The organism is Desulfomonile tiedjei (assembly GCA_016212925.1).
GTDB lineage: Bacteria > Desulfobacterota > Desulfomonilia > Desulfomonilales > Desulfomonilaceae > JACRDF01.
Window position 1 is genome coordinate 45,131 of record JACRDF010000013.1, and the last position, 25,086, is coordinate 70,216.

At 54.5% G+C, this 25,086-nt stretch carries 25 protein-coding genes; 13 read left to right on the top strand and 12 right to left on the bottom strand.

Annotation, left to right across the window (positions count from 1 at the left end):
* Nucleotides 1-6 precede the first annotated feature (6 nt).
* The 3 genes from HY913_06755 to HY913_06765 all read right to left on the bottom strand — a co-directional run bounded on the left by HY913_06755 (nucleotide 7) and on the right by HY913_06765 (nucleotide 3,080).
* Nucleotides 7-1,365 (bottom strand): VCBS repeat-containing protein, encoded by a 1,359-nt coding sequence (locus HY913_06755; GenBank protein ID MBI4962955.1) that lies wholly within the window; start codon nucleotides 1,363-1,365, stop codon nucleotides 7-9.
* 315 nt (nucleotides 1,366-1,680) lie between these two features.
* A complete protein-coding gene (gene cysK, locus HY913_06760) occupies nucleotides 1,681-2,592 on the bottom strand; it encodes a cysteine synthase A (protein MBI4962956.1) in 912 nt (303 codons plus the stop codon).
* Nucleotides 2,593-2,612: 20 nt separating this feature from the next.
* On the bottom strand, nucleotides 2,613-3,080 hold the full coding sequence (locus HY913_06765; protein ID MBI4962957.1) for an RrF2 family transcriptional regulator: 468 nt from the start codon (nucleotides 3,078-3,080) through the stop codon (nucleotides 2,613-2,615).
* A gap of 630 nt (nucleotides 3,081-3,710) precedes the next feature.
* On the opposite strand from HY913_06765, the gene HY913_06770 reads away from it, so the two are divergent.
* The 12 genes from HY913_06770 (at nucleotide 3,711) to HY913_06825 (ending at nucleotide 14,340) form a co-directional block, all read left to right on the top strand.
* The gene (locus HY913_06770; protein ID MBI4962958.1) at nucleotides 3,711-3,800 is read left to right on the top strand and encodes an AURKAIP1/COX24 domain-containing protein; all 90 of its coding nucleotides are present in this window, start codon (nucleotides 3,711-3,713) and stop codon (nucleotides 3,798-3,800) included.
* A 10-nt stretch (nucleotides 3,801-3,810) separates the two neighbouring features.
* Nucleotides 3,811-4,329 carry a hypothetical protein gene (locus HY913_06775; GenBank protein ID MBI4962959.1) on the top strand — a complete coding sequence of 173 codons (519 nt, stop codon included), beginning with the start codon at nucleotides 3,811-3,813 and terminating at the stop codon, nucleotides 4,327-4,329.
* A gap of 31 nt (nucleotides 4,330-4,360) precedes the next feature.
* Entirely contained in the window at nucleotides 4,361-4,648 is a 288-nt protein-coding gene (locus tag HY913_06780; protein MBI4962960.1) for a zinc ribbon domain-containing protein, read from the top strand.
* 30 nt (nucleotides 4,649-4,678) lie between these two features.
* Nucleotides 4,679-5,089 (top strand): methylmalonyl-CoA epimerase, encoded by a 411-nt coding sequence (mce, locus tag HY913_06785; protein ID MBI4962961.1) that lies wholly within the window; start codon nucleotides 4,679-4,681, stop codon nucleotides 5,087-5,089.
* A 347-nt stretch (nucleotides 5,090-5,436) separates the two neighbouring features.
* On the top strand, nucleotides 5,437-5,649 hold the full coding sequence (locus HY913_06790; GenBank protein MBI4962962.1) for an acetyl-CoA carboxylase biotin carboxyl carrier protein subunit: 213 nt from the start codon (nucleotides 5,437-5,439) through the stop codon (nucleotides 5,647-5,649).
* 267 nt (nucleotides 5,650-5,916) lie between these two features.
* Nucleotides 5,917-7,065 (top strand): NADH:flavin oxidoreductase, encoded by a 1,149-nt coding sequence (locus tag HY913_06795; GenBank protein ID MBI4962963.1) that lies wholly within the window; start codon nucleotides 5,917-5,919, stop codon nucleotides 7,063-7,065.
* A 351-nt stretch (nucleotides 7,066-7,416) separates the two neighbouring features.
* Nucleotides 7,417-9,078: a methylmalonyl-CoA mutase family protein gene (locus tag HY913_06800; protein ID MBI4962964.1), complete on the top strand. Its 1,662-nt coding sequence runs from the start codon at nucleotides 7,417-7,419 to the stop codon at nucleotides 9,076-9,078.
* A 116-nt stretch (nucleotides 9,079-9,194) separates the two neighbouring features.
* Nucleotides 9,195-9,641 carry a hypothetical protein gene (locus tag HY913_06805; protein ID MBI4962965.1) on the top strand — a complete coding sequence of 149 codons (447 nt, stop codon included), beginning with the start codon at nucleotides 9,195-9,197 and terminating at the stop codon, nucleotides 9,639-9,641.
* 288 nt (nucleotides 9,642-9,929) lie between these two features.
* A complete protein-coding gene (locus HY913_06810) occupies nucleotides 9,930-11,279 on the top strand; it encodes a cytochrome c biogenesis protein ResB (GenBank protein MBI4962966.1) in 1,350 nt (449 codons plus the stop codon).
* Between the two features lie 46 nt (nucleotides 11,280-11,325).
* On the top strand, nucleotides 11,326-12,144 hold the full coding sequence (ccsB, locus tag HY913_06815; GenBank protein MBI4962967.1) for a c-type cytochrome biogenesis protein CcsB: 819 nt from the start codon (nucleotides 11,326-11,328) through the stop codon (nucleotides 12,142-12,144).
* Nucleotides 12,145-12,291: 147 nt separating this feature from the next.
* Nucleotides 12,292-13,347, top strand: a complete 1,056-nt coding sequence (gene nagZ, locus HY913_06820; GenBank protein ID MBI4962968.1) for a beta-N-acetylhexosaminidase — start codon at nucleotides 12,292-12,294, stop codon at nucleotides 13,345-13,347.
* A 240-nt stretch (nucleotides 13,348-13,587) separates the two neighbouring features.
* Complete coding sequence (locus HY913_06825; protein ID MBI4962969.1) at nucleotides 13,588-14,340, top strand: SDR family oxidoreductase; 753 nt, start codon at nucleotides 13,588-13,590, stop codon at nucleotides 14,338-14,340.
* 454 nt (nucleotides 14,341-14,794) lie between these two features.
* Here the strand turns inward: HY913_06825 and HY913_06830 are convergent, their stop codons facing one another.
* From HY913_06830 to HY913_06850, 5 genes are all read right to left on the bottom strand, one after another.
* Nucleotides 14,795-15,241, bottom strand: coding sequence for a hypothetical protein (locus HY913_06830; GenBank protein ID MBI4962970.1), 447 nt, complete (start codon nucleotides 15,239-15,241; stop codon nucleotides 14,795-14,797).
* Entirely contained in the window at nucleotides 15,229-15,957 is a 729-nt protein-coding gene (locus HY913_06835) for an anaerobic ribonucleoside-triphosphate reductase activating protein (GenBank protein ID MBI4962971.1), read from the bottom strand. Before HY913_06835 ends, HY913_06830 begins: the two co-directional genes overlap by 13 nt.
* A gap of 95 nt (nucleotides 15,958-16,052) precedes the next feature.
* Nucleotides 16,053-16,304, bottom strand: coding sequence for a hypothetical protein (locus tag HY913_06840; protein MBI4962972.1), 252 nt, complete (start codon nucleotides 16,302-16,304; stop codon nucleotides 16,053-16,055).
* A gap of 56 nt (nucleotides 16,305-16,360) precedes the next feature.
* On the bottom strand, nucleotides 16,361-18,472 hold the full coding sequence (gene nrdD / locus HY913_06845) for an anaerobic ribonucleoside-triphosphate reductase (protein ID MBI4962973.1): 2,112 nt from the start codon (nucleotides 18,470-18,472) through the stop codon (nucleotides 16,361-16,363).
* Between the two features lie 617 nt (nucleotides 18,473-19,089).
* Nucleotides 19,090-19,545, bottom strand: coding sequence for a hypothetical protein (locus HY913_06850; GenBank protein ID MBI4962974.1), 456 nt, complete (start codon nucleotides 19,543-19,545; stop codon nucleotides 19,090-19,092).
* A gap of 1,179 nt (nucleotides 19,546-20,724) precedes the next feature.
* Here HY913_06850 and HY913_06855 point away from each other — a divergent pair.
* Nucleotides 20,725-21,663, top strand: a complete 939-nt coding sequence (locus tag HY913_06855) for a hypothetical protein (protein ID MBI4962975.1) — start codon at nucleotides 20,725-20,727, stop codon at nucleotides 21,661-21,663.
* 134 nt (nucleotides 21,664-21,797) lie between these two features.
* Here HY913_06855 and HY913_06860 read toward each other — a convergent pair whose 3' ends face one another.
* The 4 genes from HY913_06860 to HY913_06875 all read right to left on the bottom strand — a co-directional run bounded on the left by HY913_06860 (nucleotide 21,798) and on the right by HY913_06875 (nucleotide 24,950).
* A complete protein-coding gene (locus tag HY913_06860) occupies nucleotides 21,798-22,739 on the bottom strand; it encodes a 2-dehydropantoate 2-reductase (GenBank protein MBI4962976.1) in 942 nt (313 codons plus the stop codon).
* A gap of 89 nt (nucleotides 22,740-22,828) precedes the next feature.
* Complete coding sequence (gene panB, locus HY913_06865; GenBank protein MBI4962977.1) at nucleotides 22,829-23,716, bottom strand: 3-methyl-2-oxobutanoate hydroxymethyltransferase; 888 nt, start codon at nucleotides 23,714-23,716, stop codon at nucleotides 22,829-22,831.
* A 401-nt stretch (nucleotides 23,717-24,117) separates the two neighbouring features.
* Nucleotides 24,118-24,297 carry a hypothetical protein gene (locus tag HY913_06870; GenBank protein MBI4962978.1) on the bottom strand — a complete coding sequence of 60 codons (180 nt, stop codon included), beginning with the start codon at nucleotides 24,295-24,297 and terminating at the stop codon, nucleotides 24,118-24,120.
* 257 nt (nucleotides 24,298-24,554) lie between these two features.
* Complete coding sequence (locus HY913_06875; GenBank protein MBI4962979.1) at nucleotides 24,555-24,950, bottom strand: cobalamin B12-binding domain-containing protein; 396 nt, start codon at nucleotides 24,948-24,950, stop codon at nucleotides 24,555-24,557.
* Between the last annotated feature and the right edge of the window lie 136 nt (nucleotides 24,951-25,086).

Sequence of the window (25,086 nt, forward strand, 5' to 3'; positions counted from 1 at the left end):
CCGCTGTCAATCGGTGCCGGATGATGTGGATCTCCTTCCCTCTCGGACAAGGGATTGCAGGTCGTAGGCTCGGATTTGGCTTCTGGAACTCAAGAACGCAAGCCAATCCGTCTTCATGCGTTCCAACGTTATCAGCCTCTCGCCAGGAAGACCCGGCAGAGTGTCAACGGCAAAATCCGTGATCATTCCCTGAATCTTGGGGGTGGTCCATTTGTCCTCTACTGCGTCGCCATTCCAGACCAGCCCCACTACTTGCCCTTCTTCGAGCATCTTTGTCCTGCCTAGAAGCCTCATGGTTTTCGAGTGGTGGTTGATTGCAAGAATTTGATACACTGAACTTCCGGTCGGAGCAAACGCCATTATACGGGGCCGCAAGAAAACTAGGTCCTCTTCCTGCAAGGCCTCATCCACATCGCGCTTGCTCTCGGGACCACCCCACCTCAGAATTAGGTCCGACCCTCCGTAGTACTCCTTAGATAGATAGCGCCTCTTTCCGGAATGGTCATAAATGCGAAGGTGATCACTCTTGTCGTACACAGCTATGAGGGGTGTTCGGTTGCCCTCAAAATCGCCTACCGCAAAACCGAAGATCGGTATCTTCAGCGGAACCCCGAATCGTCCTTGGACCTCCAGGGCGTCCCCTTTGTCCGTCAACTGATAAATCGGGCCGTCGTACATTCGCCTGGGCCCTTTCTGTTGGCCGAGAAGGATTGGTCCTTTGGTGGGATAGTTGATTACTCGCAAGAAATAACCGAAGTCTTGCGTAACCGGGACCAAAGCTCCGTTTCGGTACTCCAAAACGAACGACGCCACGGATCCCCGGTTTTGGGCGCTCACGTAGATCCTGGCCGGACCTTGCTTGCGGATTTTCGCAACATCAACGGTTTTCAGCTCCATACTGCCTGCGGAATACTCGGTAACCAGTTTCAGCTTGTCGTCTTCCAGACGATACAAGTAGACTCTGGATGGATCGATGACCACTATTTCGTTTTTTCCGTCACCGTCAACATCGCCGATTGCCATCCCGATACCGAGTATCTTCAATTCTCCGCTTTTCCAGGTTGTTTGAGGTTCGCCGCGTTTCTTTTTGGAATCTGGTTGCTCGGTCCTCTGTGCAAGAATTACTCGGGCCTGACTTACTTCTCGTTCGGCCGAAAACGCTGGGTCTGAAGACCGCCGGCCAGCCGGCGATTCACCATTGTTTGTCACTTTTGCAGCGAGGAACCGGCTCACGGAACCTACTGCGCCGTCGCGGACAGCAGTCGCACGATCTTCCGCGAGACCTCGACTCACAATGATGGGGCCTGACAAAAGCAGGCAACTCATCGCGCACGTTATGACGCAGATCTTTCTCAAACGATTCATCCCAAATTCCTTACCAAAAGGATACGAATACGAGGATTTCCGGACCCCATCTTTTGGATCTCGTGCCACCTTTGTGATGTATGACACAAGACGCCGCGAAATCCAAGGGGGATTCCGGAGTTGGGCCTTCCGGCACGGTCTGCCGTTTCACCGCGCAAGAGGCTGCACCGGCAGGGCCGCACGGCCATGCGCCCCTACAAAACTCGGTGCATAAGGATCGACAAAGGAACGGTGGTATTGGTGAGAAAGGAACCGGTCGGAAGGGGTGACTCGCGCGAGCCGGCTCTCCACGCACTGTTGATGGTAAACAGCCGGTCATTGACCGAAGCAGGCGTATCTCTCTCCGGTATCACAACAGATGGTTAGGACAACCTTATCCGGACTCAGTCGTTCAGCCCGGCGAAGAGCTTCATGGACGGCAGCCCCTGAAGAAAGTCCCGCGTAGACTCCGGCCTGTTCCGCCATTATCTTGACGGTCGCGGCGGCTTCTTCGTAGCTCACGGCAGCCACCTCGTCAATAATATCCGTGTTCAGATTCCGGGGGATGAACCCGGCGCCTATGCCCGAGATCCTGTGGGGTCCAGGGTTTCCTCCCGACAGGATGGAGGATTCCGCCGGCTCCACTGCAACCAATTTGACGGCGGGGTTCGCCTTTTTCAAGGTCTCTCCCACTCCGGTAAATGTCCCTCCCGTTCCAACACCGGCGACGAACACGTCCGGGACTCTCCCGAGGTCATTCAAGATCTCCACAGCGGTGGTGCGTCGGTGAGCCTCGGGATTGAGCGGATTCTCAAACTGGTTGATCATGACGGTGCGCCTCTTCGAATCAAGGATCTCCGTAGCGCGAGAAATGGATCCTTTCATACCGTTCGAAGGAGTAGTAAGGACTATCCGGGCCCCATAAGCGGCAAGAAGATTTCTGCGCTCAACCGGAACGGTCTCCGGCATGACCAATACCAAGGAATAGCCTTTTGCTGCAGCGATCATGGCCAGGCTGATGGCGGTGTTCCCTGCCGAGGCCTCCACCAGACAGTCTCCGGGCTTGATGATTCTCTTGGCCTCCATGTCCTCCACGATGGCCAAGCACATTCGGTCCTTGCAAGAACCGCCTGGATTCATGAACTCCAGTTTGCACCAAACCTGTGCGCCTCCGTCCGTTGCCGGTAATCTCAGTCGAACGAGCGGAGTTCCCCCTATGCACGAAAGTAACCCTTCCTTGCGGCTCATAAAAGGTTTCCGATATGCCATCAGATGAAATACATGTACTTGTGGTCCAGGTCCCTTGAAACACCCTTTTTGCGGGCCAGAGCGCAAAGGTCGGCAATCGAGACGGATTTGTAGTAATCCACGAGAAGTCTTTGCGTCTCTTTCCAGACGTGCCTTGTGATGCACCCGGGTAAAATCTCGCAGGTTTTGCCACGACAATTGTTTTCCGACAGGCACTTGACAGGAATAATAGGCCCCTGAGCCGCTCCGATAATATCTCCGATGCTTATTTCGGCCGGGTCCCTGGACAACATGTATCCACCACGCGGTCCTCTCCTGCTCTTGAGGAGGCCCGCCTTGAGGAGCTTGTTGAATATCTGCTCTAAGTATCTTTGGGAGATTTTTTGTCGTCTGGAAATGTCTTTGATCTGGGTTGGTTGCCCTCCCCCGTGGTAGGCGACATCGAAAAGCGCCCTGACTCCATATCTGCTTGTGGTAGTAATACGCATCTCGTTTCCTCGTAAACGGCGATTCTATAAAAAGACGTTTCGGGTGTGAAGAATATCTGAGTTATTTTATATTTAACTTTACTATCAATGTCAAGAAAATTGCCGGTCCGTCTCATGGACAGCGCCCTGGGACTGTCAAGCCGTTCCGGCTTATGCCAATGCCCCTGCGAACAAGCGGCTTCGCCGTATCCGGCGGCACAATTCCCCCACTGCCGACGGCAAGCTTGACCTGTGCTCGGAGGCATTCAGCGGGTCTCAGTTAGCCGTTTACACATTGCCGCGGGGAACTCGGATTGGAATTCGATGCCGGGTTTGCCGGTTCCAGGACCGGATTTCAGGCATGGGCCACTTGACAAGAGGCGCTCCGTAGTTAACAATATTTTAAAGGCTTTTGCGGGACTATTCCCGAGAGTTATACTGGAACAACGGCACACGACATTATAATTGCTCGTTTGGCGTGATTCTTTCTTAAAGAAACGAATGCACTAACGTTTCATTTCCGATTTGCCCGTCGAGCTGAATGGAGCGCGGCACGGGCAAGCCGTGTGCTTTTGGGTTACTTTGAAAGAATTGACACAGCAGGCTGGACATGATACAGGTGAATACTTCACAAAGGCCTGAGAGGTGTTAATGGGGAGCATAATAAAGAAACGACGGAAAAAAATGCGAAAGCATAAGCACAAGAAACTTCGCGCGAAGCAGCGCCACAAGAACAAGTAGACGGTGTTCCATGGTATTCGCTGGAACTTTTACAAGTTCCGATCGCTCCACTATCAGTAAAGCGGCTACTTTGGCCGAGAAACTGACGCAACAATACTTTGGTGTTTCCCAGCGTGAGTGGGAGCGAAGTCCATACGGCATTTTCACCTGTAAGGAAGGCGGCGCACGATTCTACGAGCCGGACGTTTTCGCACATGTCATCCGATACCGGCCCAGAACTGAGGTCGGTGGCGATCAGCAGCGATACCGGCACGGCATTGTGTTGCAGGACCCCAATATCCTGCTGGCCCTATTGCGCTCCGGCAGCCATGATCTGTGGACATTGGGGCTATTTATCCTGACTCACGAATTGACTCACATCGTTCGATTCACAAAATACAACGTGGATTTTTTTGCAGGCGCGGATTCTCGTGACAAAGAGGAGAAATTCGTGCACAGCGTGACCAAAGAAATCCTTGCAGGCGTGGCTAACACAGATCATGTGCTCAGCCTGTACGAAAAGCAGGCTGAGTTGTTACACAACGCTTAGGTTCAACCAGACAGGCTGGAGGTTTTTACAAATGCCGATTTACGAGTACCAGTGCCAGAAATGCGGTCGAGAATTCGAGGAATGGCAAAAGTTTTCCGACGCTCCGGTTGAGAAATGCCATAAATGCGGCGGCCAGACGCATCGTCTGATCTCCCAGTCCTCGTTCCATCTCAAAGGCACCGGCTGGTACGTAACCGATTACGGCCGAAAAGATACTGCTTCGGGCAAAAAGCCCGCCAAGAGTAAAACCGACACGACGACTTGTGCAGAGAGCAAGACAACCGACTCCGGCTCGTCCACCACGTCCACCGACTCGTGAGATCCTGCCTCGGCGAAGGAGCAGCCTCAGATGAAAATTAAGAGAATCGCCCACCTGGGAGTCGCGGTGAACGATCTGGATGCAGCGGTAAAATTTTTCACCCAGGGACTCCCTCTTGAAGTGACGCACACCGAGGACTATCAGGGCATGAAAATAGGGTTCCTCCCTGTGGGGGACAGCTCCATCGAACTCTTACAGGATGTATCAGGGTCCTCGGCTATAAGGAAGTTCCTGGATAAGAACGGCGAGGGCATTCATCATATCGCGTTCGAAGTGGAGGACATTCACCAGGCCGTTGCGGAACTCAAAGAACGTGGAATCAAACTGATAGACGAGACCCCACGGCCCGGCGCCCACGGCATGGCCATAGCTTTCATGCACCCGAAAGGGACTCATGGGATTCTGATGGAACTGGTTCAGCCCGCGGAGGACTCTCACTGAGAAGGCCTTGGAGATTCCCGGCCGGCTCGACAAGATCACGGGTCAAGGACTCTCCAGCGGCGGAATGCCGGAAGCGGCAATGCAGGCGAGGGACCTCCAGGCCAGACTCTAACCGGCCGTAGTCCCCTCCGTTGCATCGCAACCCTGCCCTGTCATCGGTCCGAGGTAGGACTCTCTCGTGTGGTGTCACGGCAGAGGCTTCACATTCATGTAATGCGCACTTAAGGCGGGCCGGACCGGAAACCGCCCGATACGAATGCAACTCAGGCTCCACGAGGTGCTCTTACGCAGCGCCTGCCGGCGCCTGTTGTATTTATAACATGCGAAACTTCGAGGAGGTTTTGGAGATGGCGGAAGTGACTATGCCCATGAACGGCAAAGTAATCGCCGTAAAGGTTGAAGTAGGCCAGAATGTTGCTGAAGATGACGAAATGGTCATTATTGAAGCCATGAAAATGGAATTGCCCGTGGTTGCCACGGCCAACGGAACCGTGAAAGAGATGAAAGCCAAGGTAGGCGAATCTTATCAGGTTGGCGACGTACTGGCTGTCATCGGGTGAAAATTGGACGAACGGCCTTTGTACGGGGTGTCGGAGACCTCGCAAAGGCCTTGTTTCGCGCGAACTCTTTGGTCTGCCGGACAGGCTCGGAAAGGGGTCATTTATTCCGAATGCGCGAGCTGCCGGAGTCCCCGGTTTGAGCCTACTCGGTTTACCGTGATCATGAGCGTAAACCAGCCGGAAGATCTCAAAGTGTTTTCAAGAGACTCGGCTGGTTTTGTTGCTCCAAAATAACTCTCTTCATCTCACCTCGTCGGGGTCATCCTGATGCCTGAACTTTTCGAAAAAACCTGGATAAAATCGCTGGAACTGGATAATCGAGCAGTACGCTCAGCTACCTGGAGCGGCGTAGGTGACCTAAAGGGTCATGTAACCGACAAAGCGTTGGAGTTCTACAGAGAGCTGGGTCGCGGCGGAATTGGCCTCATCATTACCGGCTTCCAGTACGTTATGCCCAACGGAATTGCAATCGCCTACATGATCGGCAATTCCCAAGATGAGCACCTTGAGGGTTTGAGCCGTTTGGCCGCGGTTGTTCATGAGGAAGGTGGCAAGATTGTCTCTCAGATCGTACACGCCGGAATACGCGCCAACCCGAAGCTTTTCCCGCCGGGACTCGAAGCTTGGGGGCCGTCGGCGATTTCGGACCCGGTGACCGGACACACTGCTAAAGAAGCCACTCGCCAAGATATTGGACAGCTCGTGGAGGCGTATGCCGCTGCCGCGGCCAGGTCCAAAGCCGCGGGATTCGACGGGGTGCAACTTCACGGGGCTCACGGTTACGGCATGAACCAATTCCTTTCGGCCGTCTGGAACAAGCGTGGTGATGCTTACGGCGGAAGCGTCAAGAACAGGTACCGGATTCTGGCGGAAGCGCTTGAGGCGGTCCGCGGGGCCGTGGGAGACGAATTCCCCGTTATGATAAAACTCAACGCCCACGACTTTATCGAGGGCGGGCTGGTCCCTGAAGAGGCCTTGGAAATAGCCCGTTATCTGGCAGATGACGGAATAGACGCTATCGAGGTCAGTGGAGGTTCGCCATATGCTCCGAAAGGACTGACCCCTTCTCGCGAAAATATCCGCAAGGAAGAGGACGAGGCCTACTTCTGTGACTTCGCGACGAGAATCAGAGAGGTGGCCGGTGTTCCGGTGATGACCGTCGGGGGAATAAGATCTCTCAAAAAGATCAACGACATCCTTTCTGAGCGCAAAGCCGACTACGTCGCGATGTCGAGGCCGTTCATTCGAGAACCGCACCTCATCCGTCGCTGGAAAAGTGGGGATACCAAAAGGGCGTCCTGTATATCATGCAATGGGTGCTTTGAGACCGGCCTGAAAGGGCTTGGAATCAGTTGCAAAGTCGAAAGAGAGCGCAGGGAAAAGCAAGACCTTAAGAAGAAACAAGAAAAAGAGTAAAGCCATAAGTGAAAATAGGGTACCGGTCGCGGCAATGCTGTTGACTTGAGGAGAATCCCGTTGGTCACGCACAGGCGTGATCGTCACCCCGGCGAACCCCGGATCGGGGTCCGGGGCAGGCGCCGGGGTCCAGGAAATAATGAAGGGCGGGAGTCCGGCCCCGGTTTTCACCGGGGTAAACTAGGGCTTCGCCGGAATGACGGCGAGAGAGGCCACATCGGACGCTGACTGCTTAAGTCCACAATCTTGCCTTGTAGCAGGGCCGGCCTCGCAAAAGAGGTCTCCCCACAGAATGCAGGTTCGCTTTCCGGTTTCGCGTTTGCGCTCCCCGAGTAGTTTTTGGAGGTTGCCGTGGCAGACGATTTCAAGGACAAAACTTTGAAATGGGAGGAAAAGCTCCGAGAGACCGTGGTCAAAAGGCCTGAACGAAGGGCCGCATTTACTACGGTGTCGGAACTGCCGGTCAAGACCGTTTACTGGCCGTGGGATGCGGGTGACTTGGATCCCGAGACGGACCTCGGTTCTCCCGGGGCCTATCCTTTCACTCGCGGAGTTCAGCCCAACATGTATCGTGGCCGCTTCTGGACAATGCGCCAGTATGCCGGTTTTGGAAGCGCAGACGAGACTAACAAGCGTTTCAAGTACCTGATCGAACAGGGGCAGACAGGGCTCTCTGTGGCGTTCGACCTCCCAACGCAGATAGGTTACGATTCCGACCACGAGCTGGCCGCGGGTGAGGTCGGCAAGGTCGGCGTCGCCATAGACAGCGTGGAAGATCTGGGGCGGCTCTTCGCCGGCATCGACCTCGCGGCGGTGAGTACGTCCATGACCATCAATGCTCCGGCAGCAGTCCTTCTGGCCATGTATCTGGCTGTAGCCGAAGAACAGGGCGCGGACATCTCCAAAATCAGGGGAACGATCCAGAACGACATACTCAAGGAGTACCCGGCACGCGGAACGTACATCTTCCCGCCCTCGCCGTCCATGCGGATAATCACCGACATATTCGCTTTCTGCAACGAGCGTGTCCCTCTGTGGAACACTATAAGCATCAGTGGATATCATATCCGGGAAGCCGGTTCCACCGCGGTTCAAGAGGTGGCTTTTACCCTGGCGAACGGTATAGCGTACGTGCAGGCCGCGATAGATGCGGGCCTGGATGTGAACAGCTTCGGGGAAAGACTGAGCTTTTTTTTCAATTCCCATCAGGACTTTTTGGAAGAGATAGCAAAGTTCAGGGCTGCCCGCCGTTTGTGGGCGCGGCTGATGAAAGAACGCTTTCAAGCTACAAATCCTCGAGCCATGATGTTGAGGTTCCACACTCAGACAGCAGGATGCACTCTGACTGCTCAACAGCCGGACAACAACGTGGTGAGGGTTGCTTTCCAGGCTTTGGCAGCGGTCTTAGGGGGCACACAATCCCTGCACACCAACTCCAGAGACGAGGCCCTGGCGCTTCCCAGCCAGGAGTCCGTCCAGATAGCCTTGCGCACTCAGCAGATTATCGCCCACGAAACAGGAGCCGCCGACACAGTAGACCCGCTCGCCGGCTCGTATTTTGTCGAGGCCCTGACCAACGAAATCGAGCACGGAGCCAAGGAATACATTAGAAAAATTGATGAAATGGGCGGCGCCGTGAGGGCCGTGGAATGCGGGTTCATTGAAAGTGAAATTCAGGATTCCGCATACCGCTTCCAGAAGGCCGTGGAATCAGGAGACCGGGTCATCGTAGGGATGAATAGATTCCAAACGGAGGAGAAACTCCCCTCCAACCTCTTGAGAGTAGACCCTAGCGTGCGCGAAACTCAGATTCAACGGCTGAAAGAATTGCGGTCCAAGCGCGATTCCTCGGCAGTGGCGTCCGCGTTGGCCCGGTTGAAGCAATGTGCCGAGGGCACTGACAACTTGATGCCTCCGATCCTGGATGCGGTGAAGAAACGAGTTACGTTGGGCGAAATTTGCGGCGTTTTGAGAGAGGTCTTTGGCGAGTACACCCACGCTTCCCAGTGTTAGGACGCTTCGAGGTGTGAAACAACTCTTAACCGCCCGGGCCTGGCCCCGGGTTTCGTTTTTTTGGAACCGGATGAGAGGCCTGCTGCAGAAGTCGTAATAGGTAGGAGGACCGGATAATGGACTTTACGGACTACACCCGAGAAACTCTTCGCGGCTTGCCCGGCGTATTGGTTGTAATCGAGAACATAAAAGACGATGCGGAACTGGCGGGCCTGAAGGTCACCGACCTTCAGACGGATGTGGAACTCAAGCTGGTCCGGGCCGGAATAAGAGTTTTGGCGCATGACGAATGGCAGGTCACTCCCGGCCGCCCTTGGCTTTATGTAAGCGTAAACACTATTAAGCATCTGGGGAGCTATTTCTTCTCCATAGACGTGCAGTTGAAACAGGATGTGAGTCTGCCTCGCCAGCCATCCATCGTAACAAGCTCAGCTACCTGGGAGGTCGGATCCGTCGGGTATGTCCAAACTGAGAGCCTTCCACCGAAGATTCGGGACTCGGTGAGCGGGTATCTTGATAATTTCATCACCGATTATACGGCTGTTAACCAAGATTTGGGGTGAGGTGTTTCCGGAGGAAAAGTATTGCCGATGAGCATTCCAAAAGTGACACCCAGGCCCCACAAAAGCATTGCCCCCAATGAAGACTGAATGGTTACCAATATCCACCAGACGCAGTTGAAATGGGCTCGGAAATATTATAGAGTGGCGCACTGTCGCGTCGGCAGAGGCGGCTTAATTTGCGATTGTTCTTGAGCGACGCCATTCTCTTGGATGGTAATGAAATTGAACACCAAGCAAATGGCATCGTCGTTAAAAACCTATTAGAGAAAGCCTCAGAGAAAGCGATAAATGGCCGGCACCCCAAAAACGGAACCCGTCTCACCTGAACGGTCCTCGATATTCTCAGACATTACGACGTTTTTCACGTCCGTCAAAACTACCATAACACTGCTTTTTGTCCTTGCCTCGGCCTCCATCATCGGCACCGTGATCCCTCAAGACACGGGTCTGGATCAGCTAAAACAGACGGTGGCACCGTTGGTCTACAGGATTATGATCATTTTGGACCTCGGTACCGTGTACCGGAGTTGGTGGTTTATACTCCTGCTCGTCTTGCTTGCGCTAAATCTCCTGGCGTGTCTTGTTCGAAGGCTGTCGGCAATTCCGGATGAATGGAAAGGCGATTCTCAAGGGAATAGCTTCAGTTTTACCGTTTCCGATGCCAGGTCGGCCAGTGACTTGAAAGGTATGTTCCAGCAGGCCTTCAGGAAGGTCATGGGCGCCAAAGCCGTCGTGGTAACCGGCCAAGAAGGTCACGACCTTGTGTGGACAAAACACCGAGTGTACTTGCTCGGCTTCCCTTTCATTCACGCGGGGATCGTAGTGATTCTGCTCGGAGGCCTCATAGGCCTTTTCTACGGTTTCAAAGGCAACATCCAGATCGAGGAAGGTGGTACAGGGAAGGAGTTCCGTCTGTTTCCCTCCGGTGAGAAGCGGGCACTCCCATTTCAAATAGCCGTGGACCAATTTACGCTCACCCGTTACCCGACCGGCCAGCCCAAGGAATTTCGCAGCGACGTCAGACTTATAAGAGACGACAAGGAAGTGCTCAAAGGCTCCATTGTGGTGAATTCCCCAATGACTTTCGAAGGCCTGTCCCTTTATCAATCCGACTACCGGCTTCTGGGGATCAAAGAGGTCAGCTTCGCCTTAGTGGGACCCGGAGATCAAAAAGCTGATGTTAGGGTCCGTCCGCGGGAAACCTCCGAGGTTACCGGCACTCCCTACAAAGTAAGGCTGGTCAGTCTCGATCCCGGCACCACAAAAAAAGGCCAAGGCGCGGAGATCAGTGTGGAAGGCCCGGGTGACGAGACGAAAACCTTCAGTGTGTTTCGCAATGAACCGGCAAAGCTGGGTGACTCCGAACTGCAGTTTGTCGATTATACCCCGTTGTATGCAACCGGGCTTCAGGTCGCACACGATCCCGGTTCGATAGTCGTTTGGGTAGGATGCGGTTCGCTGATTCTGGGGTTCTTCCTGACCTTGTTCACGAATCACAGGCGCCTGACGATTGAGATGAAGACCAAGGCCGGATCGACGCAAATCCGGATCTCAGGACGCAGCCGGCGTCTTCGCGGGGAATTCCGCAAGAGTGTGGAACAACAGATTTATGGTATCGTGAAAGAGAAGGGCAAATAGCCGTGCGCGCTTTTGAGGCAACTAGCGAATTCCTTGGACGTTTCCGATGACAAGCACAGATCTGAACACTTATGTGACTTTCGGGTACCTGGCGTGCGTGGTGGTGTACCTTATAACCTACGTCGTAGCATCCAAAGATTCGTCTGTTCCTAAATTGGCTTTGGGGCTGCTGGTACTGGTTTGGGTCCTGCACACAACTGCCATAGGGCTGCGATGGGCCGAATCGTATTGGATGGGCATCGGTCACGCTCCTCTGTCCAACTTATACGAATCATTGATCTTTTTTGCATGGACCATGGCGCTGGCACTCATCATAGTGCGGCTCAGGTTCGGAACCGACCTTGTGGTATTGCTGGGCCTACCTCTAGTGTTTCTGACCATGGCGTCCACCTTTCTTCTCGACCATACAATCAAGCCTCTGATCCCGGCGCTGCAGTCCAACTGGCTGGTTGCCCACGTCATAACGTGCTTCTTGGGTTACGCGGGATTTGCCGTCTCGTTCGTGGCCGCATTGTTGTTACTTCTGGCCCGAGGGTCGGACTACTTGGGAGATCACCTGCCACGCGTCCAAATTCTCGACGAAATCGTCTATCGTTCCGTTCTCGTGGGTTTCCCCCTCCTGACGGTCGGCATAATCACAGGCGCCGCGTGGGCTGACTACGCCTGGGGCACCTATTGGTCGTGGGACCCCAAGGAAACCTGGTCGCTGGTCACATGGTTGGTGTATTCCGCATTTCTACATGCAAGATTGGCGCGAGGCTGGTCAGGCCGCAGATCTGCTCTGCTCTCCGTGCTGGGCTTCGCCGCGGTTCTGTTTACTTATTTCGGCGTGAACTACCTCCCTGGGCTTCACAGTTACTTTTAGCGCGGATGCCGATCCCTTGGCGGGCAAAGCCCGCCCTAGGACTAAACCTCGATTATTTGGCGGGGCACAGCCTCCACTACAAGAAAGATTGCTCCAAAATAGGCCGGGAGGATTGCACCCGCCAAATGCGCTGAATATGAGGAAGCAGTGGACTCACGAGACATAGGCAGTCTCTTCATGATCGGATTCCAGGGCACTCGCTTCACCCCTGAACTCCGCGAGCTGATTGATGATCTCAATCCCAACGGCATCATTCTTTTTTCGAGAAACATCGAAGATCCTGTTCAACTTGCCAACCTCAACCGCGATCTTCAGCGTCATCATATAAATCAAGGACTGGGTGGACTTCTTATCGGAGTAGACCAGGAGGGCGGGCGAGTGTGTCGGCTGAAAGACCCTTTTACGGCCTTTCCCTCAGCCCTGGAACTGGCTTCCTCCGACGATCCCGAAGCCGCAGTGAGGAACTTCGCTGCAACCACGGCCCGGGAGATGCGGCTCGTCGGGTTTAACCTGGATTTCGTCCCTGTTCTCGACATAGTGAGCCAACCCGAAAACCTGGCGACCTCAGTGATCGGTGACAGATCGTACGGCCCCGACGCCGGCTCTGTATCGCGGCTTGGGTCCGTCGTTATTCAGACCATGCGTTCCGAAGGCGTAATACCATGCTGCAAACATTTCCCGGGCCATGGGGGCACTTTGGTGGATTCCCACTTGGATCTGCCTGTGGATGACCGGCCGTTGGATTCCATTAATAGCGCGGACATCATACCGTTCCGGACCGCTGCGGACCTGAACGTAGAAATGATAATGACGGCTCACGTTCTTTACCCTTATCTGGACCCGCTCTTTCCCGCGACTCTGTCGGACGCGGCGGTCAATGGACTCCTGCGCGAGAGCATGGGTTACAATGGTGTTGTTATCACTGACGATCTGGACATGGCAGCGGTGGCGGACAAGTACTCCCACAATGAAGCCGCGCTGCAAGCCCTTCGCGCGGGAGTGGACATACTGCTCATATGCAACAACCCTGAAGCGGCCTTTGAGGCTCGATCACGGATCTTCCAGGCCGTCAGCGATGGAGAGATAATCCGTCACAGGGTTGAAGCATCTTTAGCGCGTATAGGCAATCTGAAGAAGCTGTACGCATCCTCCATGCAACCGTCCGATCAGGCGCGTGTGAAAGCGCACTTCAATAAGGGGTGAAGCGCGACAAAGATTGGTAATCATTGAGTTACACTGGGGATTTCACGTCTTCTGTCATTACAAGGAGTGAAATCCCGCGTTCTAAGGGAAAGCAATCTCGCTTTCGGTGGGACGGGCATCTTGCCCGTCATTCCAGCCGACAGGCGAGACGCCTGTCCCACCAAGTCGGATTGCTTCGCTGAACTCGCAATGACATTTTTTCTCTGCTCGTGACTGAAAGCTTACAAGGACCCAACCACCATGCACACTAACAGGTTTGACGCAAAGGTCGCTCTGGTAACCGGAGCGGGGCAAGGGATCGGCCAGGCTACCGCGTTTCGCTTTGCACAGGAAGGCGCGGCTGTGGGCGCTCTCGACTGGAACGAAGCAAACGCGTCGATGACTGCATGGGCGATTCAGGAAATGGGAGGCCGCAGCCTGGCCCTTCATGCCGATGTCGCCGACTCGGCTGCTGTCGCAAAATGTGTAGACACGCTCCGGGCTGAGTTCGGCTCCGTGGACATTCTGGTCAACAACGCAGGCTTCGATCGACCGGGCGGATTCCTCAAGATCACTCCGGATGATTTTGTGGCCGTCTGGCAAGTGCATCTACTTGGCGCGGTAAACTGCTGCCAAACTTGCGGGCCGCTAATGATCGAAAAGGGCGACGGCCGTATCGTGAACATTTCTTCCATATACGCGAAGGTGGGATCGAAGGGCGAGTCGGCTTACTGCTCCGTAAAGGCCGGTCTGATCGGCCTGACCAAATCCCTGGCCCGAGAATGGGGCCCCAAAGGGGTGCGAGTCAACGCTGTGATGCCAGGACTGACCGAGACTCCCACCATCCGAGATTCCATGCTGGCCAAATTCAAAGACGCAATGATCGCGGAAACACCCCTCGGACGAGCGGCTGACCCTTCGGAAATAGCCGCGGCTATCGCCTTCCTGGCCTCCGACGATGCAAGCTTCATCACAGGCGCTACCCTCGAAGTAACCGGCGGCTGGAACTTGTGAGAGGGGCTAGAAGAGAAGAGAAGAATTTGGGGAGGCCCTTTTTGTAAAAAGGGCCTCCCCAAACCCCTCCCCAAAAACTTTTGTATCATGTTCTGCGTGCGGCTTCCGCCTATGGCGAAAGCCGCACGCAGAAAGCGCTACCAAAGTTTATTGGAGACGTCTAGGGAACCTTTCCGCACCCTGGCATGGGCGCCGAATGTTGTCCCCCCTCTTGAGGTGGGAGCCACTGCCGGCTTGACCGGTGGTGCAAGCGCAGAAAACACTACTGGACAAGCCGGAGGAAACGCAGTCCAAGCAAAAAACTTCTATATTCCTGTTTATTGATAAGCTTCCGCTGCTAGCGGAAGCTTATCAATAAACAGGATGCAGGAGTTTTTGGGGAGGGGGTCCGGGGGAACCCTTTTTTGCAAAAAAGGGTTCCCCCGGATTCATTCCTTCTTCTCTTCGCCCCGCTTCACCGCGGGGTGGCGAGGGGGATGCGGTAGGAGCTGCGGTAGTTTGCGACCGGTTTATTGGAGCGGTCTCGAAAATCGATCAGCAGATCGACTTGTTCTTCGATTCCGCTATCCGATTCTACGCTCTGGGTTATTTCCTCGACGTGGACCTGGCCGGTAAGTTCCTCGTCGGCTTCGGGGTCTCGGAAGTACGCGAAGTCTTCTTTGATTAACCGAGCATCCAAAGGGTCCACGCCCATATCTTCCCAGACGGCCATCAAACACGCTGTGCCATGGAGGGTCAGGATGGCGGGCCAGTTGGCCGATGGTCCGGAAGGCCTTGTAATGGAAGAGATGGACTGGAAAAGCTCCCAGAGCTGTCTCTGGAAAGCCACTGATAAGGCCACGGCAAACGCGGGGTACTTCTTGCCGATGAGGGTCCTATCGATGACTTTTATCCTGCGCATGCGTATCCACCCATCATAGGCGGAACTCTCGCAGGCACCTCGAAGCATCTGCGCATCTCGTCTATTCGTCCTTGGTCGAAAAGGACTTTCCGGCCAAATTGTTTGTCCAGCGTGTCACGGTTCTGGAACGCTTGAACCATGAAACGCTGAACATCCCCTAAAGCTCGCCTTATTGCATCGAGTTCCGGTTCCTCAACCAGGCCCGGGATTGCTGTTGTCCTGAAGGCAACTTCAAGGGAAGACGATTTGAGGATCTCGATGCTTCGCCTTATAAGTCTGACATCCACGGAAACGCCCGCAACGCCGGCGTAAGCTCTCTTGTCGAGGGGAGCTTTCACGTCCATGAAGACTGCATCAACTAGCCTCGAACGCACAAGGTCCACCAGCATCGCGGGGTTGGAACCGTTGGTATCGAGCTTGATTTTGATTCCGAGATCCCGGAAAAGCCGAAGAAGGTCGGGCAGGTTTTTTCGAGTGGTAGGCTCCCCCCCTGTAACCGTGACCCCGTCGATCCAGTCCTTTCGGCAGTGAAGGGAGTCAAGGACCTTCTCAATAGGGTAATTCGGAATGGTTTCCGGCTCCACCACGAGCCTTCGATTGTGGCATGCCGGGCATCGGAACCCGCACCCAGCGAGAAAAACTACGGAACAGATCTTACCCGGCCAATCCACCATAGACGTGGTGATGAAGCCTTTGATCCCAAACTCCTGAGTCAACTAGGTCTCCCGAACACGGATGGGCCGTTTCTCGTTTGTTTCATCGGATGTCGATCAGTCATGCAAGGGCACGGCATGCCGTGCCCCTACCTTTGTTAACCACAGTGCTCTTCCAAATATTTTCTTATAGGGCCTGCGCCGGTAATTATGTCCCTTCCCTCAGAAACCAGTATGGGCAGTTTTTTCTCGGACAGCGAAACGCACTCATAATAGGCCAACATGGCCAGCGCTTCGGGGTCATTTCCGTTCAGTGTCATGACCTGCACGTCTTTCATGTTCTGAAGGTCCACATTTGTCTTAACCCAATCACACTTGCCGCAGCCCTCTTTGGTGAACAGATACGTCATGGCTAACCTCCTACTGATAGTGAAAACAAACCGAAACCCAATCGAAAGGAATCCTTCTAATCCATATCCAGGCTCTGATTCCTATGCCTGTCTCGCAGCTCACCTCTTTTGCCCTTATTCCAGCTCGAAACCTTAGTAAAGTAGCCTGTAATTCTGGTGATCTGCTCCACCTGGTCAGAGTTACAGTACACGCACAGGTCGTGCAGCCCACGGGTGGTTCGCCCACAAGCCACGCAGGTGGTAAGCTCAGGGGAAAACGCAACCTGATCGTTTTGAGTCATCCTGAACGTCTTGATGACGAAGTTTGCCATGGACTCCGCGCTGGGACGGCTCTCGCCAAGCCAGACATGAGTCAGTGACCCGGCTTCGATCAACGGGTGGAAAAGCCCTTCCCGTTTCACACGCTCGATAGGATCTACCGCCGACCCTACATTAAATAGCGTGGAGTTGGTGTAGTAGATTTCGTCAAGGCTCAAGTTGCCCTTGACCACTTTCTGAGCCTCGGGGTAGAGCCTCATGTCCAGCTTGGCAAATCGGTACGCCGTGCTCTCCGCGGGCGTCTGTTCCAGGACAAAGCGCATGCTGTGCTTCTCGGCCAGACGGGCACAGACCAGATTCATGTGAGCGATCACCCTCAAGCCGAACTTGACCGCGTCGTCGCTCGCGTGGAGTTCTTCGCCGGTATGGTATTGGACCATTTCGTTGAGGCCCACCATGCCGACCAGGTAAGTGACTCTGTGCATACGAAGGTAAGGCTCTCCATCGCGGTCCATGGTCAGCAGTGCGAGCGGGCCTGTGTCACCCAGCGCCAGTAGCCGCTGAATGAAGTCCTTCTTCTGAATGTGAGCCTGCGCGGCCAGCGAAATCCTCTCCGTCAGGAGAGCGAAGAGCCTTGAATCGTCTCCCTTGGCCTCATACGCGATACGAGGCAGATTTATGGTCACGTTCTGCATGGCAGAATATCGCATCTTCCAAGGCTGGACGGCATCGTCCAGGTCGCTCTTTTCCAGTTTGAACGACAGGCGGCAACACTCGGATATCTTAGCTGTCTCACCACGATCAAAGACAAAATAGGTGTTGCCCTTTTCCGAGGCTATATCACATATGTGATGCAAGAACTCTTCGTGGCCGGGTGTTTTGAAAAACTTCTCCGTGATGTGTATCAGCGGCTTGGGGAAGAAGAACGGCCGTCCCGCGCCGTCGCCCTCTCGGTAGATGTCGAAAAGCGTCCAAACGAATTTTTGGGCCTCAGGCAGATAGTCTGAGTAAGTCAGTCCCGTGAAGGTCCCACCCGGGCCGATAGCAGGAACATTCTCAAAATGCTTGGGCACTTCCCAGTACAGGTTGATATCGGTGAAAATTGCCTGGCCTCCCCGAGCAACCGCCTGCTGAGAAAATTCAAAGATGAGCATTTGGGCCAACTGCCGCACATCTTTCTCAGGAAGGCCCCGAAGGTAAGGAGCGAAGAAGAGATTCACCGCGTCCCATCCTATGGCGCCGGCGAAGTGGCTCTGAAGGGCAGCTGCGAACTTCACCATGTGAGCCAAAAGAACTTCCGGATGCTTGGCAGGTTTTGCCATGGCAAGGGAATTGGGAAGGTTGAGCCCGAACTTCTTGATATACTCCAGCGACTGCCCCGAACAATACGGCCGGTCGATAAAACCCAGGTCATGCAGGTGAACGTCGCCCCTCATGTGTGCGTCACCAACGTTCTGATCGAAGACGTTGAGAAGCGCGTATTCTTTCTTGATGTTCTCTGCGAGCGTCAGGTTCGTGGCCTCCGGCCCGTGAGGCACGTTGGCGTTTTCTTTGTTGGGGCGGGTGATAAGTTGGTCCACGTCATAGAGCGGCACCCCGAGGCGGGTATGCAATCGCCTGTGCTCTTCCAGCCCCCTCTCCAGAAGTTTTGCGTTGACCATTTCTCTGATGAGAGGGGCGGTTATGACCTTAATTCCACTCCTCTTAATGTCGTTCTCGATTTCCAGACTGACGTCCTCGGCGGTTCCTTCATCGATGAAGGTCTCACGCAGAAGCGCATCCACGATTCTGCTTCGATCCCAGTCATCCATGGCCTCGCTCGATGTCCTTACGAACAGGGCCATTTCCGTCGTCTCCATGTGACGAGGCGCATCTTTTCTGTAATCGCTAATTTCTGTTACGCTAGCCATAGCAATCCCCCTTGGATCAGCTCCGTGTATGGGAATAGGCCTCCGACTCTTCGGAGGAAGCAGGAAATTTCATTGACACCACATCCTGTTAGAATTCGATTAAATCACTATTAAGATTATGCCGTTTGAAGGATTACCTTGCATACTACTTTTGTTTCCCATGAGCCCTTTGGGGCGGTCCAGCCGTGTTAGGCCCTTGCACCCCCGGTTGGGCCTAAAATTTCAGTGCCCCCGACCTTTAGGTCTGCTTGGTGCCGATGTCTGGCCTCGACACTCGACCGATACTTCAACCTTTCTTTAAAACCCCTGGAATTCGGAGAGGAATGGCAAAATGTTCCGATCACGAAAGCGGATCATCTTGTGGGGGCAATGTTTATCGCCACAACATCTAGTGTGTCAAGGGGAAAAAACAGGGGGGCTTGACCGTGGACCTTAGGCATTGGAAATTGCGGGTTATATTTTTTTGTTTAATAAAATCAACTCATAATCGCTAAACCCTCGAATTTTTGAAAGCGTGAGGCCCTGCCCCGAGACCTCGCGACTGCGCGCCGACGAGCCGAATCGGGGGGGCCATCAGCCGGCTCTCTTTGGGAGCCGCCGAAGGCATAACACCTTGATTATTCTTTTATTCTGATATTATCTGAATTCCTGGCCATCACATAAATGAACTGTTCGGGGGTGTATGGGGTTGTGGGCAGCGGCCTGTTCCAGTGCTTCACTGTCTGGGCCGTGAGGTCCTCCAGATTCATGGTTCCGCCCGCCTTGGCCAGCACAGCCTGAATCACGGTCATCAACGGAGTCCGACCTTGGCTTAGCGGCTCCTTATTCAGTTTGGCTATCTCATCCAGAGAAGGCGCGGAATCGAGATCACCGAGTAGCGAAATGGTAAGTTTGGCAACCTTTCCCTTGGGGGGGCTCGCCAAAGCATTCAACGGACGTGGGATGTTTCTAGCGGATGCCGGTTCGTAGCTCTCCAGGTCCGGCATTTCCGGCTCTACCTTTTGTTTCGAGGCTTCGGTGACTTCCGCACGTTTTCCCTTGGTCCCGGCCGCAGTCTTCTTTTCGCCCGCCATAACAAACTCCTTGATAATCGTCTCCCCCGCCCGAGAATCTTCGATACTGCCAATCTTGGGGAGAGTGAAAATGTTGTCTCGAAAAACCCGCGGCGTTCAAGAGCCGTCGCTCAACGCCCAAATTCTAGCGGGATCTTCCCGATAATATTCCATAAATCGTGCGATTGTAAGCGCGGCCGGTATCTTTGTCAACGGTTTAATGTTCCCAGACGCGGCCGTGCACCTACACGGGGCAATTCAGGTGGTCAAGCGGAACGGTACCTGAGTCGGGTCGGCCTCCGGGACTATCACAAAACTAACGGATTCAGTGGAATAGCTTCACGCGGCAGGTGGGCCGGAAGCAACGGTCTCCCCGTCCCAAGGAACAGGAGGTGTTAGCTCACGAATAGGGGGATCATCTCAACTGCGCTGCTGGAAGGGCGCACAGAAAATACACCCATTGTCGCTTCGCTACCCGCGAGTGGGGCCGTCCCGCGCAGAACGCGGGATTGCCGGTCATCTTGCAGTAGTTCTCGAAAGTAAACGCGCATTACTTCGCGAGGCCGCAGCCACGGCTGACGACCTCATTCGGGAAGAGCCTTTGGGAACAACTATGGAGCCCTGTGTGTCAAGCCATGCCTTCTGTATTGGGTGCCACGGACCTGGGTCCTACCAGGTCCGTGCTTCCTGCCGGTTCTATGGCCACGATAACTCGGAGGATTCCCAGCTTTGCCGTACCGTCGGACCGCTTTTCAATATCGTGTTCAATGCATGGGGCAACCTTGCTGTTCTCCAAAACAGCCGGCACGGACCTGACGGAGCCCAGGTCCGTGGCACCCGGGAGTCAATCCGTAGTAACTTTCGAGAACCGGTATAATAGACAGATTGAAGCCTGTCCCACTTACCGTCCGGGCCACCCGGGAAGGACAAAGGCCAGCCGTCGCACTTTCTGCCCAGGAGCCCCAATTCCCGTGCCTTTGATTGCATGTTCCGAAGCAGCCGCCGATTCCACCGGTGCACCAAACGTTCATAATTTACTTTAAAGAAGCTTTGTAACATTCTAATTGACAAAGATATTTTTGCATGATATCCCCTCGTCAACGATCGGGACGGAGGGAAACATGACACCCACCCGGCGAAATCCCAAAGATACGAAATGCTCCTCCCTCGGGGGAACAGTTGTCGAAAGGAGATAATCCAATGGGAAAAGTCTATGCAATCACGGCGGTCATCGTCTTTATGGCCGCGTCGTGGGTTTGCGCCGGCAACTTCGAGGTGCTTGCGAACGCGGGGGTCGCTGGCCCAGCGTCGCCACAATTCATAAAGCCGGGAAGCGTGGTCAAGGCAGAGTTCACGTCGAATCTGAGGACAGCCTCGGACATGGAGCTTGATGCCGACAGTCTGCTTCCGGAGCAAGTTTCAACCAAGAATGCGCCCCAAGTCAAGCCAAGCCCTGCGGTAGCCTTCAAGGAAAGACGTAAGGGAGCTATGGCTCCTCCGCCGAGGCTCAGCGCCAAACCGGAAGGCAGTTACGGAAAAGTGGCTGAGGCCAAAGACGAAGACTCCGTGGACCTTGAGGCTGACCTGGAGAAAGACCTTGTGCTGACTCCTCCACCTGCCAAGCCTGAAGGCGCTGTAGAAATCCAGAGGCAACCGGCGGGCAAGAAGCCTCTTATTGAAAAGAAGGCCACGACCGAGAAGAAGGTTGACAAGAAATCCACTCCCAGCGTGAAGCGAGTGGCGCCGCCCGATCAGGGTCAGTTTGCTATTTCACAGAAACCGATCCAGAAGGTGCGGCCGATCACTCAAAACCAAAACCCGTGGTCTCGTCCCGCGGGCGCCCATGTGAACAGGGCCTGCCCCGTGGACCGTGACTGCGCGGCAATGCCGAACCCGGGAGTTGCAGCGAAATACTATCCCATGACTCCCCAATACATGACCTCGCAACCTCGCACCACGATCAATCAGCCCCCGGCTGCGGACCGCTTCGTGCGGGATGGCGTCACGGTAAAATTGGCCCCGGCCTCGGCTCAACCAAGCTATATGGACGCGCCGGAAGAATCGTCCAGTACGGACATACTGTCCACAGCCGCGGAAATCTTGGGAATGCCGTTTGCTTTTATCAGCTCATTCTTCTAATGGGTGGCAGGCTACGGCCGACCAATCGTAAAAACCTTCGTTTCCACAAATAACTTGCGGGGAGAGACTCTTTTTTCAAGAGGTCCTCCCCGCACAGCGCTTTCCAATCCGGGACTTTGGATTATAACAATAGATCAATCGGCCTGATCGGGTACCCTCTTGGAGGAGGTTGCTTCCAATGCTTTGATGAGGAGGGACAGCGCTCGGTTCACCGGGACTGAAATCCCTAAGGTCTTCGCCTCTTTTGCAAGCGCCCCATTTATGAAGTCTATTTCCGTCCGCCGGCCCGCACGAATATCCTGAAACATCGAATTGACATTCCCCGCGGTGCCTTCGCAGACCGCGATCACTGTGGCTTCAGGGTCCTGGAAGATCAGGTTTATCTTCTTGGCCCTCACTATCGTCAAACACTCCTCGACGATTTTGTGAATCAGTTGTCTGCCCGCGGGGCTTGCCGGCAGATCGCCGTTTCGCACCCTGAGCAGCGTGGCGGGTGCATTAATCGCAGCGTTGATGATCAGTTTCGACCAGACGCATCCCACCGCGTTGTCCACGACATGCACAGGTCCGCCGTTCATCTTCTCGAGAATAGCGCCGACCGCGCTGGTCCGTTCTCGGACTCTTCCGTCGGCTTCCCCGAAATGGGTTTGGCCGAGGCCGGTATGCCGAAACCGGCCCGGACCCAAAGTCATGGCGCCCATGGTAGTTGTGCCCAGAAGCACCTGACCCGGGAAAGCCTGGTTGAGTGTTTCGTAGTTCCCGATTCCGTTCTGAAGCGTAAGGACGAGGCCGTCAGGAGCCAGGATCTGCTTCAGGGTTTCAACTGACGCCGCGGTGTCGTAGGATTTTACCAGCACCAGGGCCAGGTCGATGGCGCCCGCTTCCGACGCCTCCGCCACGATGCGCGGCCTGATGTATCTATCCCCTGACACGCCTTCCAGCCGGAGCCCCTGTTCCTTCACCAGGCGAACTTCATCCCTGTCCCGTTCTATAAACACGGGGTCCAGTCCCGCTTCGTGCAGCAAACCGCCAATAACGGAGCCCAAGGCCCCTGCGCCAACCACAGCGATCCTCAACTCAGCTCTCCTTGTTCCTCTGAATGTTCCTACAAGTCCGGTTCAAGCCAGGTAGACTTTCTCCAATTCCACTGCCGCTTTTTGGGGCTTCACCATGATCCATCGTCCGCCCCCATCAATCCTCGCTTTTCATTGGGGGGGTAGAGCTTTTCCAACTCGGCGGCCACGTCTTCGGGCATGGGATAGCAATGCTCTTTGGCCGGGAATTTCCCTTCGGCAACATCTTTCTTGAACTCTTCCAGGCCCTCCAGGATCTGCACCCCGATGTCTTTGTACTTCTTCACAAACTTGGCCACATGGCGGTCGAACATTCCCAGGATGTCGTGGATCACAAGCACCTGACCGTCGCAATGAGGTCCGGCACCTATGCCGAAAACCGGAACAGACGAGCGCCGCGTAATTATGCCCGCAACCTCCGCAGGCACCGCTTCGAGAAGCAGAGAACAGACCCCTGCCCGCTCGAGAGTGACCGCGTCCTCGATCAGCTTCTTGGCCGTCGCCAAGTCCCTGCCTTGAGCCTTGAACCCACCCAATTGTGCCGCAGACTGTGGCGTCAGGCCGATATGCCCCATCACAGGGATGGTCGCTTTGACCATGGCCTCCACGATGCCGGCCATTTCCGCTCCACCTTCCAGCTTTACAGCGTCGCATGCCCCTTCAGCCATGTAACGCCCACCGTTTCGGATGGCTTCCTCCTTGGATACCTGGTAGCTCATGTACGGCATGTCGCCTACCAAGTAGACATCGGGCGCTCCAAGTCGAACCGCCTTTACGTGAGGCATCATCAGATCCACGGTCACCGGCAATGTCGAATCGTACCCAAAGACAACCATTCCCATGGAATCACCGACGAGGATCACGTCTATGCCTGCCTTTTGTTCCAGTATCGCAAACGGATAATCATAAGCTGTCAGGAAGGTCATGGCCTCCCCTCGCGCCTTCTTGTCTCGAAGAGTTTGAATTGTAATCTTCGGCATGAGAACTCCCTTTCCTCGGTTCACCAAAAATTGTGAGGACGAACAATCAAGATACCTGGACGCACACTGTTGTATTGAACCCCAAAGACGGTGGATGACGCAATACTTTTCTGCGCGACAATCCTTCACTTCGACGGAGATCCTTCACCCCGGAGAGCAACCAAGCATTCCGCGCGGGATTACCGCAGAGACCTAATAGATCGCGAATAATGATAATCGGGGATTTTGTCTCGGATGTCTGTGCTGAAAAGGTATCGGAAGTAAAGTTGGGGGGAAAGGAAGGAAGGTGATGAGCGCTGCAAGCGTTCAGCCGTCCATTGCCCAGCGATATGAGGACTTCATTAGCGTTTCCATGCGACCACGGACGGCTGAATGCCTGAAGCTGCGTTAGCGCCTTTCGGCTAGATTTGGCATTCCTCTCTCCAGAGGCAGCCGAACTCCCAGCAGTTTGGAATTCCCCTGAAACAGGGAGCGTTTCCCTCGATCTCCTGAATCACACGAATCAGGTTTTCCTTATCGTACCGCGTGTAATTCTTAACACCCAGTGTGCGAGCCTTCTCTCGAATCTGTTTTACGGTCATGCTATAACTCCTCTCGTGAAGTCCCCAGAATGAGCACTAATTATCCTCTAGCCCTCCTTAACCAAATTCATTCACTAAAATCAAGTTAAAATTCTGTATGATGGTTTAAACGTACCATAAGTATCATGAAGCACTATGAATATTAAGGTGGAATATCGAATGAAGTGGGGCAAGATCTCGCGCCGCGACTTGCCCGATCACAGTGGGCAAAAAAAAGCCGACGGGATTCGGGAAAAATCCCGCGGCTCCAATCGCGTTTACTTCTTCAGGTGGGTGCGGATGTATTCGACGATGTCGTCGGTTCTGGTGCCGGGCCCGAAGATCTCCTCTATGCCACACTCCTTCAGGTGGGGGATGTCTTCTTCCGGTACTATCCCGCCGCCGAGGATCAATACGTCAATAATGCCGTTGTCCTTGAATGTCTGAGCTATCTTCGGGAAGAGATAATCATGGGCCCCTGAAAGAGAACTCAAGCACAACACGTCCGCGTCTTCCTGTACCACCGTCTTGAGCAACGCCTCGGGGGTCTGCCTCAATCCCGTGTAAATGACCTCCATGCCCGCGTCCCGCAACGCACGGGCCACCACCTTGGCGCCTCTATCGTGGCCGTCCAACCCCGGCTTCGCTACCACTACCCTTATTCGCTTTTCCATTTTGCATTCCTCAAATTTTTTAGAAGGGAATTTCCGGGGGAAACTTTTTTGTGCAAAAAAGCTTTCCCCCGGACCCCCTTCAAAAAACTCTATAGCATGGCCGGCAGTGCAGCTTCCGCCGATGGCGGAAGCTGCA